The organism is Cyclobacteriaceae bacterium (genome assembly GCA_030584025.1).
Taxonomy (GTDB): Bacteria; Bacteroidota; Bacteroidia; order Cytophagales; family Cyclobacteriaceae; genus UBA2336.
Genome location: CP129487.1, coordinates 903,903 through 920,208, shown reverse-complemented (window position 1 = coordinate 920,208; position 16,306 = coordinate 903,903). Strand labels below are relative to the sequence as shown.

Below are 16,306 nucleotides of genomic sequence, written 5' to 3'. Positions count from 1 at the left end.
CATAACCGACTATGCTCAAAGGTATAACACTCGGGTTACTGTTATTATCCTTTATTTGCAAAGGCAAATCAGTTGTCACATTCCAACTGGAAACGGATAAGCCTGTTCAATTTTACGTTTCGTTGGTCTATACAAAAAAAGAAATTCCAGCTGTATGGACGGAGAAAACAGCAACGCTTCACATCAGCGAACCACTCCCTGCACTGTTCTATGTTTCATTGGAGGGCAAGGCTCATCCCATATTCATAAAGCAAACCGACTCACTTCAATTTGTTATCCGAAGCACTGGAAAGTTGGAGTTGCTGGAGACCAACACCGATGATATTGTAGTGTTCGAACAACTAAACACACTACATCCGTGGTTAATTCAAAACACAAAAGACATTCCTGAAACGATGAACCTGGATTCAGCCTATACACAGGCTCAGGAATCTTTTCATAACCTGATGAAGAAGATTCTTGTTTCAAAAGAGTATTTTCAATTTGAAGAAGATCGACTGTATTACAAATATCTTCACCTCAATTTGCGTAACTTTTATTCCATTGATGATTCCAATTACAAGAAGATAGCCAGAGAGTCAAATAGGTTTATTAAAAAAGGAGACCACACATTTCATTCATCAAATTTAACTTTACCTGACTACCTAAGTTCAGTCATAGCTTTTAGTGCAGCCTTGAATAACTCCGGCAAACTTAGTCCATTTAAAAAAGATGTTTTTGTAGAGAATATCTATTCCTACGTTGATAGCCTTTCAGCAGAGATATGTTTTACCAAGTATGCTCTCTCTGGTCTGCCAATGGAATTGAAGAACTACTATAGATCTCTTGTTAAAAATGCATTATTAATTGAACTCATTGATCAACTAAAAAATCAGAGCGCAGCACTAAGGGAAAAAGCCAGAAAGGCCGAAAAAAGGGAGCAAATCATACTGGAAGGTGAAAACACGATGGAGGTGTTTGAAAACTTTATTCAGGAACACCGCGGTAAGGTCATTCTGGTTGATTTTTGGACCACCTGGTGTGGGCCTTGCATTGCCAATTTTACCCACTCCAACCTGTTACATGACAGCCTGAAAACTGAACCTGTGGTATTCCTGTACATCTGTACGGATAAAGCCTCCACCAAACCGACCTGGTCGAAAATTATTGAACGCGAAAACCTGGGCGGTTATCATCTTTTCGCCAAAGACAACTGGCCCATCAACCGAAATCCAATTAATAAAAAGTTCGAGATCAATTCATTTCCCCGATACTTCATCATTGATAAAAATGGAACCATAGTCGATGATAAAGCAAGAAAACCCGATACATCAGAAGGCTATATCAAGATGCTTACTGCATTACTTAATTAAAGAATCTAAAATTATACTAATTTATATCGCTCATGAAAACCATCAACGACATCAATTTTTCCGGAAAGCGTGCGCTCATTCGTGTTGACTTCAACGTGCCGCTCGATAAAAGTTTTAACGTAACGGATGACAACCGCATCCGCTCCACCATTCCTACCCTCAAAAAAATTCTGAACGATGGCGGCAGTTGCGTGTTGATGTCGCACTTAGGCCGGCCAAAAGAAGGGCCCGAAGAAAAATATTCATTGAAGCATACTTTAAAAACACTGGAAGCCCTGTTGGGCAAGCCGGTAAAGTTTGCCGGTAATTGCATTGGCGCAGAGGCGTATCAGCTTTCAGCTGCCTTACAAGGCGGTGAGGTGCTGGTGCTGGAGAACCTGCGCTTCTACAAGCAAGAAGAAAAAGGCGACCTTGAGTTTGCCGAAAAACTCAGCAAGCATGGCGACATCTACGTAAACGATGCCTTCGGTACCGCGCACCGCGCACACGCCTCCACCACCATTGTGGCGCAATTCTTTGATAAGAAATGTGCCGGCCTGGTAATGGCTGCCGAACTCGATAATGCCAAACGCGTAATGGAAAAGGCGGAGAAGCCCTTTACGGCCATCATGGGTGGTGCCAAAATCTCCGATAAGATTTTAATCATTGAGCGTTTGCTCAAACAGGTCGATCACCTGATTATCGGGGGTGGCATGGCCTATACGTTTTTCAAAGCCATGGGCGGCAACATCGGCAACTCGCTGGTGGAAGCCGATAAACTTGACCTCGCCAAAGACCTGATCCAGAAAGCAAAGGGAATGGGTGTTGAGCTTCACCTGCCCATCGATAGTATTGTGGCCGATAAGTTTGACGCCAACGCCAATACTTCCATAGCCAATAATACCGGCATTCCGGAAGGCTGGATGGGACTCGACATCGGGCCGCAGGCCGCGGAAGTATTTTCGCGGGTGGTGAAGGAATCGAAAACCATTTTATGGAACGGACCGATGGGCGTTTTTGAAATGGAGAAGTTTCAGGCGGGCACCAAAACCATTGCCGAAGCCGTGGTGACAGCCACAAAGAAGGGCGCCTTCTCCCTGATTGGCGGAGGCGATTCTGCCGCGGCTGTAAGCAAATTTAACGTAGCCGACCAGGTGAGTTATGTTTCTACCGGTGGTGGTGCGCTGCTGGAATACTTTGAAGGAAAAATATTGCCGGGTGTAAAAGCGCTGGAATAAAGCAGCACCAGCACAAGGCGGCTATTTTAAAAATCAATTAATTCTTTATATTTGATTAGCCGATGCGCAGTCGGCTATAATTTTAACTTAATTTCTCTGTTATCATGAACATTTTTGTTGCCAAACTCAATTTCAAGACCCGGCAAGAGGATTTACAAAGTGCTTTTGCTCAGTATGGTGAAGTTTCGTCCGTGAAAATTGTTAAAGATCGCGAAACCGGTCGCTCTAAAGGATATGGATTTGTAGAAATGCCCAACGATGTAGAAGCACAGGCTGCCATTGATGGATTAAATGAAAAAGAGCTGGATGGCCGCGTAATCGTGGTGAAGCCTGCTAATCCAAAGGGGGAACGATCTTAAAAAAATTTCCCACGTTAAAACCTGATAACCCCGTTAACCCCGGGGTTATTTTTTTACTTTACAGTTCAATCTCCACTGGTGAGCACAACGAAACGCATCGGCTTTTTTTTAGGACCACTCTTGTTTGTGGCGTTGTACTTTTTCTTTCCCGAAAACCTGATTTCACCACAAGCTCCGGAAGTATTGGCACTCGCCAGTTTGATGTTAACGTGGTGGATCACCGAAGCTGTTCCCCTTCCGGTAACTGCCTTTTTGCCTCTTGTTGGTTTTCCGTTATTGAATGTGATGAAGATTGATCAATCGGCTCTACCCTACGCACACCCGGTTATATTCTTGTTCATGGGTGGCTTCATGATTGCGCTGGCGCTGGAGAAACACAAACTACATGAGCGGATTGCCTTGAAATTAATTCGGTTTACGGGCACATCAGGCAATGGCATTATTCTGGGTTTCATGCTGGCCGCTGCCTTGTTAAGCATGTGGATCAGTAACACCGCCACCGCGATGATGATGTTGCCGATAGCCGTTTCGGTGGTTCATCTTTTGCTCAATGATGTCAAAACCTTTGAAGACATCAGCAATAAGGGAGAAAGAAATTTTGCAACGGGCTTATTGCTATCCATTGGATACGCCAGTTCACTGGGCGGCATGGCCACCATTGTAGGCACACCACCCAATGTGGTGTTTAAAGGATTGTTGGAAGATTTTTTTGATTTGAAAATTTCCTTTGCCGAGTGGATGGTTATTGGGGTGCCGGTTGCTGCGCTGTTGATTCTGGCGAACTACCTGCTGGTTACGAAAATTATTTTTCCGAACAACCTTAAAAAGGTTGAAGGTTCAGAAGCATTAATTGCGAATCGTCTCGCCAAACTAGGCCCCATAAAAAAAAGTGAAAAGCTCGTATTGGTAATTTTTACAATCACTGCGTTTTTCTGGATGTTTCAGCAACCCATAAATGAATGGCTCAACATCAAGCTGCTTAACGACACCACCATTGGCATGTGCGGAGGGCTGTTGATGTTTATGGTGCCGGTGAACTTCAGTCAAGGTAAATTCATACTCACCTGGTCGGATACGGAAAAGCTGGCATGGGGTATTTTGTTTCTTTTTGGCGGTGGACTTTGCCTTGCAGAAGGGTTGGATGAAGCAGGGATAATCAATGCCGTTGGTCAATGGATTGCCGGCCAAAATGAATTTACCATTTGGTTTTCGCTTATTCTGATTGTGATAGCGGTGCTGCTTTCAGAACTGATGAGCAACGTAGCGCTGGTAAACGTATTTGTTCCGGTTGTTTTTGGTATTGCCGCAGTTATGGATGTAAATCCGATTTTGATGGGATTGCCGGTTACCCTGGGTGCCAGCATTGCCTTGATGTTTCCCATTGCAACGCCTCCAAATGCGATTGTTTTTTCCAGCGGTTACATCCGCATTCAGGATATGGTGAAAGCCGGAGCATTGTTGAACATTATCTCCATCATCATCATCTGGTTGTTTTCCATAACCTTGGTGCAATGGATGTTTGGGTAACCTCCCGTATCTAAAAATAAAAAAGGCTGCCGTCATGATGACAACAGCCTCTCCTGAGATTGTTACAGGTTATCTGTTTTGTTCCTCGCGGTGCTTCTTTTCTTCAATCATGTACGCGGCACCCAAGCCCAAACCACCGAAGATGAAAAGCATGGAGAAATACGCTACTTCTTCCATATAGAAGGCGCGATCCAGAAAATACGCGATCAGTAAACCAAGTCCCGCCCCAATAAACAAAAGAGAAGCGCGAAGCGTACCCGAAGTACCGCTGCGTTGCTTTTTAGCAAAAAGTGCAGGGTCTACACCTTTTTCAATCATGGCCATGCGCTCCGTATTTTCAAACCTACGCAGGTAAACAATCATTATAAACGCGCCTACTATTCCCACTATCGGAATCATTACGCCAATTACTGAGGTTGCATCATTCATATTTCAAGTATTTAAGTGAAATCTGCCCCTTTGACGCAAGTGTTTAAAGGCAGGTTACAAGGCCGAACAAAAATTAGTTTAGCATCGGCTTGAAGGTAAAGCGAACTTACCTGATAAAGCTGTAACTTAAGCATGAAATACTGCGTCCAAGGTGCGTCATGACAGACCCCGAATTTGAGTTAATTGACAGGATTCTTGCCGGCAACCAGGCCGTTTATGCCGAATTGGTAGACAGGCATAAAAGCTATGCCTTTACCATTGCCTACAAAATCCTGGAAAACCGATCGGAGGCCGAAGAAGCCGCACAGGATGCGTTTATAAAAGCCTACCATCACCTGAAGAATTTCAAGCGTGATGCGAAGTTTTCAACCTGGCTTTACCGGATTGTGTTCAATACAGCAGTCAGTTATAAGCGGAAGCACAAGGTAAAGTTTCAGGATATTGAAACAACGGTGGTGGAGTACGGACAGGAAGCAGAAGGCATCCTGGAACGCAGCGATAAAAAAAAGTATATTCAGCAGGCCATGAACAAATTGAATGAGGCCGATAAACTGGCTATCAGTTTGTTTTACCTGGAGGAATTCTCACTGGAGGAGATAGCGGAAATTACCGGCATGCAAGCCAATACCGTAAAGGTACGGGTGCACCGGGCACGCCAGCGATTGGCGGAAGAATTGACCTTATTATTAAAAAAAGAAGCATTAACTTTATAGCCATACGGCCATGAAAAATATCAGCAAACAACAAGAAGAAAACCTGATCGCGTACCTGGATGGAACTTTATCACCATCCGAAAAAGCGCGTCTGGATCAGGAACTGGCCTCATCACCGGTTTTGCAACAACGACTGGCTGCCTTGCAAACCGTTACACAGGTTTTAAAAACCTCAACACTTGAACAGCCCTCTAAAAATTTTACACAGCGCGTGATGAGCGGACTGGATCAATATCCGCTGCGTAGTGGACTTTCTCTGAAAAACGGAATTTTTCTTTTGATCGGTGTGATGATTGCCGTAGGCATAGGTGCTTTTCTATTATCAGCTGGCGTATTTGATAGCACAGGCGCCATTGATCTTAATGACATGGGCATACAGAACAAATACATTCAGGAAAGTTTACCTACCATTCCGGTAAACGGAAAGCTGATCATGAACATCATTATCATGCTCAACATTGCCCTGGCTTTTCTGGTACTCGATCGGGCTATACTAAAGCCCTGGTTTGAGCGCAGAACAAGAATGAATTTCTAAAGGATAAAATTAATCGTCACCTTTCTTAACCTCGCAATCAATCTTCCAATCTTTGGCTAGGGCCAGTTTGCCCTCTTTGGCCTTTTTCAGGATGTCCTCTTTTTTACTCTTGCAGCCGTTGTCAATAAACCGATACCGGATACCGTTGATGGTAAAATTGTAATGGCACGTTTGTGTAGCCATCTGTTTCTTAACGCAGGTTAACTCAACTTCCTCGCTTGTGCGTGATATTGTGGCGGTTAAAACAAATAAACAAACGCTGAATACTGTTATTATAAACCCTTTCATACCACAAAGATAACCATCATCATAAAAAAACCCTGTATCGCTACAGGGTTTCTTGATCTTAACATGATTCTCAAAAATCAATAGCGGTAGTAATCCGGCTTAAACGGACCTTTTACTTCCACACCAATGTATTTGGCTTGTTCAGGTGAAAGCGTTTCCAGTTCTACACCAATCTTCTTCAGGTGCAGCATGGCCACTTTTTCATCCAAGTGCTTCGGCAGCATGTAAACTTTGTTCTCATACTTACCTGCATTGTTCCACAATTCAATTTGCGCAAGAGTTTGGTTCGTGAATGAGTTTGACATCACAAACGAAGGGTGGCCTGTAGCACAACCTAAGTTCACCAAACGGCCTTCAGCCAATAAGATGATCTGGTTTCCGCTCTTCAGCGTATACAAATCAACCTGAGGTTTTACTTCATCGCGGCTGGCATTGGCTTTCAACCACGCTACATCAATTTCATTATCAAAGTGGCCGATGTTACAAACAATGGTCTTGTCCTTCATCGCCTGGAAGTGACGGGCTTGTACAATACCAAAGTTACCCGTAGCGGTTACTACAATGTCGGCTTCTTTTACGGCATCATCCATCTTCTTAACCGCATATCCATCCATCGCAGCCTGTAGCGCACAGATCGGATCAATTTCAGTTACAATAACACGCGCACCGGCTCCGCGCAACGAAGCGGCAGAACCTTTTCCAACATCACCATAACCGGCAACGACTGCTACTTTACCAGCCATCATTACATCAGTTGCTCTGCGGATTGCATCAACCAGCGATTCCTTACAACCATACTTGTTATCAAACTTCGATTTGGTAACCGAGTCGTTGATGTTGATGGCTGGCAATGGAAGTTTACCATTGTTCTCACGCTCAATCAAACGGTGAACACCGGTAGTAGTCTCTTCCGAAATTCCTTTAATGCCGGCAACCAATTCAGGGAAACGATCCAACACCATGTTGGTCAGGTCGCCACCATCATCCAAAATCATGTTCAACGGCTTGCCATCTTTGAATGCGAACAAAGTCTGTTCAATACACCAATCAAATTCCTGCTCGTTCATGCCCTTCCAGGCAAACACCGGGATACCGGCAGCAGCAATGGCGGCCGCGGCATGATCCTGCGTTGAGAAAATATTGCAGCTCGACCAGGTTACTTCAGCACCCAATTCGATAAGTGTTTCGATCAACACAGCCGTTTGAATGGTCATGTGTAAACAGCCGGCAATGCGCGCGCCTTTCAGGGGCTGCTTAGCACCATACTCTTCACGGATTGCCATAAGGCCCGGCATTTCTGCTTCAGCCAGTTTAATTTCTTTTCTTCCCCAATCTGCCAGGGAAATGTCTTTTACTTTGAATTTCAGCGTATCAACCATTTTTATTGAGTTTTTTGTGTTTAAAGCCAGTTTTTGAGTTAAAGCAGTGGCAAAAATACCATAAAGGATCCAAAAATCCTTATCATGCCCAAGCCATGTTCTAACCAGTGCCAATGCTAAATTGTTTGAACCATTTCAACGATTGACCTGTTTGAATGTTTTGTTTAACTGAATTAAAAAGATGACTAAACCAACCATCAAGGTTGATGTAATCTCCGATGTGGTTTGTCCGTGGTGTTACATTGGCAAACGCAGGCTGGAGAAAGCACTTAACAAACTGAACAGCGAATATACGTTCGAGGTAACCTATCATCCGTTCGAACTGAACCCTTCCATTCCGGAAAGCGGTGTAAATCAAAAGCAATACTTATCGCAGAAATTCGGTGGTGAAGAACGCTACGATAAAATAACAGCACACGTTACACAAGTGGCCGCTGAGGAGGGACTCGTCTTCAATTTCCACAAACAAGCTGTTTCACCCAATACACGCCATGCGCATCGCATTATACAGTTGGCTAAACATGTTAACAAGCAAACTGAAGTGAAGGAAGCCTTTATGAAGGCATACTTTACGGATGGAGTTGATCTCAGCAAAAATGAAAATTTGATTACGTGTGCAACGCAAGCTGGCATGGAAAGAAACGTGGTGGAACAACTGCTTTCAACTGACGTGGGCGTGGCCGAAGTAATTCAAGCTGAAAAGGAAATTCAACAATTGGGAATAACCGGAGTTCCATTCTACATCATTAACAACAAATACGGACTATCGGGGGCGCAACCACCCGAAGCGTTTATCGAAGTGATTCAAAAAGCTGCGATGGAAAACGCATCAGTCTGACTTTTTCTTTTTCTTCTTATCACTAACAGGTTCAGGTTGGGCACCTGCAAGCTCGGAATGTCGGATGATCGCCATCCAGATGCTTGACTTGCCATTATCACTACGTGTCCATACTGGTGTGATTATTCCGTTATGTGCAGCAATGCTGATATGCGTTCCTAGTGATTCGTCTTGCGGAAGAAAAGGCGTTTGGCTAACCTTTACGTTTTTAAATGTGGCTCCATGATCGTCTGACCAAGCCATGTACACATCGGTTTTATTGTCATCATGATCTCTTCTGTCGTAATACAAAATGTAAACATGCCCTGTTACCTGATCAATCGTCATGGCCGGCATAAACTGATGTTTACCCGGATCATCATCGTTGATGCGTGCAGGTTGTGTCCAGTTATCGCCATAGTTTAATGAACGTGTGAAATAAATATCGGTATCATCGTCCGCAACCTGTTCGGCCCACACCAGATACAAGGCACCAGCAAAATTTCCCTTGGTATTGTTGCAGATCAAGGTTGGTAAACCATTTACCGATTGAACGCCTGGAATATCAAATTTCCAACCGCCTCGCTGTTCGGTTATGGCAATATCATTGGAAAGCCAAAAGTCTCCACCATCAAAGGACCGATCGAGGTATAAGATTCCATTTTGCGACCAGGCCACAAACATCTTCCCATCAGAGGCAATAGCGGGTACTCCCCCTTTTGCCATACCATCACCATCAATACAATTGCCGCCTTGAACAGAAATGATTGACGGCTTAGACCATTTCGATCCATTAGAAGACTTGCTGAAAAGTATTCGCGATACGCATTCAGCTTCTTTGCTGCCGGGTTTTTCAATTTCCGTCCACGTGAGGTAAATGTTTCCTTTCCGATCAGCAATGGCATTCGGCTGAACCTGGTAGTTAGGCGGATTATATCCTGCTTCATTGCCACCATCCCATGTGTGGCCATTGTCTTTCGATCGCTGCACCACAATTCTGTCATGAAACGTTTCTGAAGCTTTTACATCCGGATCAGCTAAATGGATGTAGTAGAAATTACCCGAGAAGTCGGATAACACCCGGGCACCATAACCGATACCAAAAGGAGAAGTGAGGTTCACATTCTTCCATTCCTTACCGCCATCTTCAGTTACGTACACCTTACCTGATGATGCGCCCAGCACCAGCTTATTCGGGTCCTTAAAACTGATGGCAATTCCTGGTTCGGTTGGATACTGGCCGCGCGTATTGACCGAACTGTCAACCAATACATTCACTACCTGGCCATTTACTTGTAACGACCAAAACACTAAAAACACGATCCCGGATACCTTCATAACGCACAAACTTAAAACGGTGAAAATAAATAAAATAAGGGGTGGGATTCAAGATTTCATTATCTTCCAATCAAAATTTATCACCGGGCTATGTCATCAGAAAAACGATTATTGGTCATGCTGTCACAATTTGTTCGCGACCGGTTTAACCTGGAGAGCGACAAAGCCGATGAACACGAAACGCTGGAGTATATCCGCAAAGGGGTTGAATTCAAGGGCACCAATTTGTGGATTCTCATCTTTGCTATTTTCATTGCCTCTATTGGACTTAATGTAAACTCTACGGCAGTTATTATTGGTGCCATGTTAATCTCGCCACTCATGGGCCCGATACTGGGCATCGGAACAGGCGTGGCCATCAACGATCTTGATCTGCTAAAAAAATCGTTCAACAACCTGATGATCGCTACGCTATTCAGTGTGGCCACCTCTACATTGTACTTTGCCATAAGTCCGCTCAGCACCGCACAATCAGAATTGCTGGCGCGCACCAACCCAACCATCTGGGATGTGCTGATTGCCTTCTTTGGCGGCTTAGCAGGCATTGTGGCTGGTTCACGGAAAGAGAAGAGTAACGCCATTCCCGGTGTGGCCATTGCCACAGCACTGATGCCACCGTTATGCACAGCCGGATTCGGGTTAGCCTCAGGAAACATGTATTACTTTCTGGGGGCATTTTACCTCTACTTCATCAACAGTGTATTCATTAGCCTGGCAACCTACATCATCGTACGCTTTTTAAAATATCCGAAAAAAGAATTTGTAGATCCTGCGCGCGAACGCAAAGTAAAAACATGGATCACCTTCTTTGTGATCATTACGATTATACCAAGTACATACCTGGCGTATCAAACGGTAAAACATAGTTTCTTTGAACGCAATGCGGTATCCTTCATTAGTCAGGAGTTGAACTTCGATAATACGAAAGTAATCAGCCGCGATCTTCGGTACGACTCAAAAAATCCGGTTATTGAAGTTACACTCTTTGGCGAACCGGTAAACGAAGAAATAATTGACCAGGCGCGCAAGCAGTTATCGAATTACAACCTGGAAGAGTGTCAGCTTATTGTATTGCAGGGTTATGATGAGGGCGTAAACGAAGCCTCTCTGGCCAGCAGTATCCGAAGCGGTGTTATTGAAGAACTCTACCGACAAAATGAACAAACCCTTCGAAATAAAGATGAGCGTATTAAATTACTGGAATCGGAACTCACGCGTATAAAACGTGTTTCCAATTACACCCAGGAGCTTTCACCTGAACTTAAAGCGCTCTACCCTACGCTTACCAACTTTAGTGTGAACCAAAGTTTTTTAATGCGGTTGGATTCCCTTCAGCAGGATACCGTATACCTCGCGTATGCCAAGTTTGCACGCAGGCCTACCCGAACTGAAATCAAAAAACTGGATGGCTGGCTTAAGGCACGGGTTAAATCAGAAAATGTACAATTGGTAATTGAATAATTACCGAATCTCTTGCCCTGGTTTTGTCTTCCAACGTTCATGCAACCACAGCCATTGTGACGGGTGTTTGCGTACCTCCGCTTCAATCACATCGTTGAGGCGTTGGGTGTTCACCTTCATATCCGTTTCTTCATCACCCGTAATCGTCAGCTCTACTTCCGGGCAAAAATTTACTTCCTGCATGCCATCCTCACGCAGGTGATAGAAAACCGGAACAATAGCAGCACCGGTTTTCAGGGCCAGCAGCGTTGCACCAATTGGCGTGGCGCAGGGTATTCCGAAGAAATCAACAAACACACTTTTTACCTTTGTATCCTGATCAATTAAAATGGTGATGGTGCCTCCGGATTTTAGTGTTTTGATCAACCGAACCGTTTCCTTGCCACGTTCAATAGCTGATGCACCTAATTTATTACGCTGTTCCCATAACAAATCAGTGAGCCGCTTGTCTTTCATAGGTGTACCGATAATCAACGGCTTATACCCGCGAAAGGCAAGCTCAGTTGCTACAAATTCAAACGCACCCAAATGAGCGGTAAGAAAAATAACACCCTTCCCTTTTGCGAAAGCTTGCTCCGCAATTTCAGCCCTGTTGGCTACCCTGATTTTATCGAAGTCTTCCAGGTTATCAACCTTGAACGCGCGCATAATATCTCCCGCATTTTTTCCCATCATCACAAAAACCTGGCGGGCCAAAGCCTTGATTTCCGTTTCTGATTTCTCTTTTCCATAGGCCATGGTGAGGTGCCGGATGGCCAGCTTGCGTGATCGCCTGGCAAAACAGAAAGAAACACCACCAAGAAATCCGCATAGGGCTAGCCACGCTTTTCGAGGAAAGAGCCGGGAAATAAAAATCATGATGCGCACCAGTCCTAGAATGGCCGGGTAGCGTATCTTTCTGCGGATCTTCTTAAATTTCTTCGATCGTTTTGTCACGCGGCTAAGATACTATTTCTCAACATCAAATAATGAAAACACTTATTCTCATACGCCATGCCAAGTCCAGTTGGGCCGACCATGACCTTTCAGATTTTGATCGACCCCTGAATGAACGCGGCCTGCGCGACACACCCCGAATGGGTAAGCGCTTTAAAGAGAAAGGCATTACACCCGACAAGCTGATTACCAGTCCGGCTAATCGGGCCCTTACCACATGTACGTTATTTGCCGAGACAATTGAATTTCCGAAACAAAACATCAAAACAGAAGAACGGTTGTACCATGCTGATGAAGAAGAAATACTGGATATTGTTCAAAACCTGAAAGAACCGGATGATGTGGTGATTCTGTTTGGGCACAATCCCGGGTTTACCGACTTTGTCAATCGCCTGATGAACATCCGAATAGACAACGTACCTACGTGTGGCATTGTGGCTTGTAAACTACCGGTGAAAGAATGGAAAGATGTTAGCTGGCAGTCGGGGCAACTGCTCTTTTTTGATTTTCCTAAGAATACAGATTGATTATAACCCCATCGGGATAAAATCAACCGCGCGCTTTTCCAAAATGCCAATCTCGCGAAAGCGATACCCAACTACCGCACGAAACATGGAAGTGGTGTTGACCACGTGAAGGTCGCCATACAGGATGGTTCGTGATTGCGCAGAGAAACCGAGGCCTCCAAAAAAACGATCGCTGTTGTAACCAACGCCCAATCGCACGTAAGAAGTTGAATTGATGGTGATGTCATCTTTTTGAACTCCGGTCTCTTGATAACGGATCCAATGATGCGCTGGCCCCACCGCCAATGTGCCATTCAAAAAGAGTTTACGCCAGATAAACGTATGCGAGTAGCCTGGTGTAAGGCTTATGGTTGTGCTGCGTAGCATATCAAAATCAGCACCTTCGCCTAATTCTGCTCGTGAAGCTTCAGTCAGCACCACCGAATCAGCTGCAAGTTTAAAGGAGTTGATTGTACCTCCCAGAATAAATGAACCTTTACTGCGCAGTTGCTGATCGACATAGTTGAACGCGGAGCGAAGCGAAAATTTGCGGTTGTTGAAAACATAAATCCCTCCTATTCCAAAATTGCGCGTATCGATATCCGCACGTTGTGGATACGGGTTACCTGGCGGAATGGTCGTACGCCTGTCGTCAATATAAAAACCCGTATACTTCTGGTAATAAACATCGGCTGCAAATTTTTTAGCCAACAGATTTACCTGAAGATCACGAACCTCAGATTCACCGTAGATCTGTTTACTCTTTTCGTTTAACGGAATGGCAAATGTTGCTTCAATGGCTAAATCAAAAATATATCCACCCACACCCAATGAGAATGAATTATTCGGATAATAATTAATGCGGCTCCTTTCTTCCTGACGGTCGCGTACAGCAAATGACAACGACCGTTGCTTCAGCACCGGCCATAGCGAAAACCGTTCAGGATAATCCTGAATGTAATACGCGCGCAGGGAGTCTTGCGCGGTAACTCCTATAAAAATGAAAACAAAAAAAGAAAAAGCCAGAATGCGCATTACAGGATGTACTCGCTTAGGTCTTTATTCTTCGCCAATCCTGAAAGCTTTTCGCGCACCAAATCAGCGTTGATGGTGATGCGGGCGTTTGTTGGAATTTTATCAGGAACATCAAACAAAAATTCATTCAACAACCGGCTCATCACCGTGTGCAACCTGCGGGCCCCAATGTTTTCCACTTCGGCATTAATGGTAAAGGCTGTCTTGGCCAGTTCTTCAATCGCATCGTCTGTAAACTCAACCGCAACACCCTCTGTTTCAAACAAAGCCTGGTACTGACGGGTGAGGGCATTCTTCGGTTCTTTCAAAATACGCACAAAATCTTCATGCGTCAGGTTGTTTAACTCAACACGAATGGGGAAACGCCCCTGAAGTTCAGGAATCAGATCAGAGGGCTTGCTGATATGAAAGGCCCCAGCCGCCACAAACAATACATGATCGGTTTTAATAACACCATACTTGGTATTCACCGTACTGCCCTCTACAATCGGAAGCAAATCGCGTTGTACCCCTTCGCGGCTTACATCCGGGCCACTGCCACCTTTTTTTGAACCGGAAGCAATCTTATCAATCTCATCAATAAAAATTATACCGGCATTTTCTGCGCGTTGAATGGCTTCGTCTTTTACCTCATCCATATCTATGAGTTTGGAAGCTTCTTCTTCCAATAGAATTCTTCTCGCTTCAGCCACCGTAACCTTACGCTTCTTTGCCTTCTTGGGCATCATGCCGCTGATCATGTCTTGCAGGTTCATCATAGAAACCTCATCCATCATGCCCGCTCCGATCATGCCTATATTTGGATTACCTGAAGGCTTGATGTTAATGTCGATCTTGCGCTCCTCCAGTTCTCCGTTTTTCAACTTCTCACGAAACAATGCGCGGGTGCGCTCATTCAACTCCATGTCGGACGTAGGTACTTCCTGCCCCACCACCTCGGGTTGCGGAGAAAAACCCGTTCGGACAGTTTGTTGCTTTAGCGGTGGAATAAGAGCATCCAGAATAATATCTTCCACAATGGCCGCTGCTTTTTCCTTCACCTCCTCCTTCTTACGCGATTTCACCATGTTTACCGATTGCTCCACCAGGTCGCGTACCATGCTCTCCACATCGCGGCCCACGTAACCCACTTCCGTAAATTTAGAAGCCTCCACTTTTACAAAGGGCGCATCCGCCAACTTGGCCAATCTTCGGGCAATTTCTGTTTTACCCACCCCAGTTGCCCCTATCATTAAAATATTATTGGGGACAATCTCATTTTTTATCTCCGACTGCACACTCATTCTGCGCCAACGGTTCCGCAACGCTATGGCTACATTGCGCTTGGCATCGTGCTGACCGATAATGTACTTATCCAGCTCGGCTACAATTTGTTGCGGTGTTAAATAACTTGAATCCATCATATCGTCTTCTTCTTTAAAATCATGTTGTTCAGATTAGCATTTAGGGTAATGGCATAGTTTGCATTTCCCACACTATATCGGCTCTGACTGACTACCAGATCAAATGCCTTGATCTTTGCCGAAATACCAAATGTAAAACCAGTACCGCCTCCGCCAGCATCCGAACGTAATTCATATTGCCTTAAAAAATTATACCCAACCAGCACGTTTACATTTCGATGCAGCAATATCTCCGCACCAAAATTAACATGCCCTAGCACTTTGTTAAGGGATTTCAATTGTTCTTCAGCATTTGGATCATCATACACCTTACCGGGTTGCGTTAACTTATACGCAGTAAAGGAAAAACGTATGGGCATGTGTTCAGGTTTAAACGTTACACCCGCCTGCACATCAAATGGTAACGTTGAATCTTCGGTTGCTGTATACTGCTGCAACACAAACCCTGCATTTCGAATCGTAAGCCCAACCGTAAGGTCCTGCGAAGGGTGAACAAAAAGTCCACCAATATCAAACAGCAAAGCAGACGACCGAAAACCAGCAAGGTTTGAAAACACGCCTTTCAAATTAATGCCTAACCGGAAATTCGAAACCTGATGACTCTTACTGATCACCAGCGCAGTTTCGCCAGATCGAAAAGTGCCAAGCGACAAACCGGTTTCATCAAATCCTTCTAGGTCGCCATAGTTAATGTGCTGAATACCGAATGAAACAGCTCCGATTTTGTCGAACGAATGCGTATACGAAAACGTGGCTTGACCAACATCGGCTACGTAAAACAGGTACCCGGCTGAAGCCCATCCGGCAAGTGAATCGCTTACCAACGCAGGATTACTGAAAAAGAAATTCGGATCGCGATCGGCATGTGAAACATTAACACCGCCCAACGCGCCAAGGCGGGCATGTGTAGGTAGCGAAAGAAATTCAAATGATGACCGACCGCCCATCTGTGCCAACGATCCTTCGCTTAGAGCAATCAAAACAATTCCTAGCATGAATCGATACACAGGA

Annotated in this window: 17 protein-coding genes; 9 read left to right on the top strand and 8 right to left on the bottom strand. The window is 44.7% G+C overall.

Annotated elements, in window-relative coordinates:
• Window positions 1-11: 11 nt before the first annotated feature.
• The 4 genes from QY309_04415 to QY309_04400 all read left to right on the top strand — a co-directional run bounded on the left by QY309_04415 (window position 12) and on the right by QY309_04400 (window position 4,455).
• Complete coding sequence (locus QY309_04415; protein ID WKZ60724.1) at window positions 12-1,352, top strand: TlpA disulfide reductase family protein; 1,341 nt, start codon at window positions 12-14, stop codon at window positions 1,350-1,352.
• Between the two features lie 32 nt (window positions 1,353-1,384).
• Entirely contained in the window at window positions 1,385-2,569 is a 1,185-nt protein-coding gene (locus tag QY309_04410; protein ID WKZ60723.1) for a phosphoglycerate kinase, read from the top strand.
• A gap of 104 nt (window positions 2,570-2,673) precedes the next feature.
• The gene (locus QY309_04405) at window positions 2,674-2,928 is read left to right on the top strand and encodes an RNA-binding protein (GenBank protein WKZ60722.1); all 255 of its coding nucleotides are present in this window, start codon (window positions 2,674-2,676) and stop codon (window positions 2,926-2,928) included.
• A 78-nt stretch (window positions 2,929-3,006) separates the two neighbouring features.
• The gene (locus QY309_04400; protein ID WKZ60721.1) at window positions 3,007-4,455 is read left to right on the top strand and encodes a DASS family sodium-coupled anion symporter; all 1,449 of its coding nucleotides are present in this window, start codon (window positions 3,007-3,009) and stop codon (window positions 4,453-4,455) included.
• A 69-nt stretch (window positions 4,456-4,524) separates the two neighbouring features.
• Here the strand turns inward: QY309_04400 and QY309_04395 are convergent, their stop codons facing one another.
• Window positions 4,525-4,884 (bottom strand): hypothetical protein, encoded by a 360-nt coding sequence (locus QY309_04395; protein ID WKZ60720.1) that lies wholly within the window; start codon window positions 4,882-4,884, stop codon window positions 4,525-4,527.
• Window positions 4,885-5,042: 158 nt separating this feature from the next.
• On the opposite strand from QY309_04395, the gene QY309_04390 reads away from it, so the two are divergent.
• Complete coding sequence (locus QY309_04390) at window positions 5,043-5,597, top strand: sigma-70 family RNA polymerase sigma factor (GenBank protein WKZ60719.1); 555 nt, start codon at window positions 5,043-5,045, stop codon at window positions 5,595-5,597.
• Between the two features lie 10 nt (window positions 5,598-5,607).
• Window positions 5,608-6,132, top strand: coding sequence for a hypothetical protein (locus tag QY309_04385; GenBank protein WKZ60718.1), 525 nt, complete (start codon window positions 5,608-5,610; stop codon window positions 6,130-6,132).
• Window positions 6,133-6,141: 9 nt separating this feature from the next.
• On the opposite strand, the gene QY309_04380 is transcribed toward QY309_04385, so the two are convergent.
• On the bottom strand, window positions 6,142-6,420 hold the full coding sequence (locus QY309_04380; GenBank protein WKZ60717.1) for a hypothetical protein: 279 nt from the start codon (window positions 6,418-6,420) through the stop codon (window positions 6,142-6,144).
• Between the two features lie 77 nt (window positions 6,421-6,497).
• On the bottom strand, window positions 6,498-7,799 hold the full coding sequence (gene ahcY, locus QY309_04375; protein WKZ60716.1) for an adenosylhomocysteinase: 1,302 nt from the start codon (window positions 7,797-7,799) through the stop codon (window positions 6,498-6,500).
• A 181-nt stretch (window positions 7,800-7,980) separates the two neighbouring features.
• Here ahcY and QY309_04370 point away from each other — a divergent pair, with 181 nt between their 5' ends.
• Window positions 7,981-8,637, top strand: coding sequence for a DsbA family oxidoreductase (locus QY309_04370; GenBank protein ID WKZ60715.1), 657 nt, complete (start codon window positions 7,981-7,983; stop codon window positions 8,635-8,637).
• Here the strand turns inward: QY309_04370 and QY309_04365 are convergent.
• Window positions 8,629-9,954 (bottom strand): sialidase family protein, encoded by a 1,326-nt coding sequence (locus QY309_04365; GenBank protein ID WKZ60714.1) that lies wholly within the window; start codon window positions 9,952-9,954, stop codon window positions 8,629-8,631. The two genes, QY309_04370 and QY309_04365, sit on opposite strands and share 9 nt — an antisense overlap.
• A 90-nt stretch (window positions 9,955-10,044) precedes the next feature.
• Here QY309_04365 and QY309_04360 point away from each other — a divergent pair, with 90 nt between their 5' ends.
• Complete coding sequence (locus QY309_04360) at window positions 10,045-11,415, top strand: DUF389 domain-containing protein (protein WKZ60713.1); 1,371 nt, start codon at window positions 10,045-10,047, stop codon at window positions 11,413-11,415.
• Here the strand turns inward: QY309_04360 and QY309_04355 are convergent, their stop codons facing one another.
• Window positions 11,416-12,351: a lysophospholipid acyltransferase family protein gene (locus QY309_04355; protein WKZ60712.1), complete on the bottom strand. Its 936-nt coding sequence runs from the start codon at window positions 12,349-12,351 to the stop codon at window positions 11,416-11,418.
• A gap of 32 nt (window positions 12,352-12,383) precedes the next feature.
• On the opposite strand from QY309_04355, the gene QY309_04350 reads away from it, so the two are divergent.
• A complete protein-coding gene (locus tag QY309_04350) occupies window positions 12,384-12,878 on the top strand; it encodes a histidine phosphatase family protein (protein WKZ60711.1) in 495 nt (164 codons plus the stop codon).
• Here the strand turns inward: QY309_04350 and QY309_04345 are convergent, their stop codons facing one another.
• The 3 genes from QY309_04345 to porQ are packed head-to-tail and all read right to left on the bottom strand — an operon-like array spanning window position 12,879 to window position 16,290.
• Window positions 12,879-13,892, bottom strand: coding sequence for a DUF4421 family protein (locus QY309_04345; protein ID WKZ60710.1), 1,014 nt, complete (start codon window positions 13,890-13,892; stop codon window positions 12,879-12,881). It lies immediately after the preceding gene.
• On the bottom strand, window positions 13,892-15,295 hold the full coding sequence (gene hslU, locus QY309_04340; protein WKZ60709.1) for an ATP-dependent protease ATPase subunit HslU: 1,404 nt from the start codon (window positions 15,293-15,295) through the stop codon (window positions 13,892-13,894). Before hslU ends, QY309_04345 begins: the two co-directional genes overlap by 1 nt.
• The gene (gene porQ / locus QY309_04335; GenBank protein WKZ60708.1) at window positions 15,292-16,290 is read right to left on the bottom strand and encodes a type IX secretion system protein PorQ; all 999 of its coding nucleotides are present in this window, start codon (window positions 16,288-16,290) and stop codon (window positions 15,292-15,294) included. Before porQ ends, hslU begins: the two co-directional genes overlap by 4 nt.
• Between the last annotated feature and the right edge of the window lie 16 nt (window positions 16,291-16,306).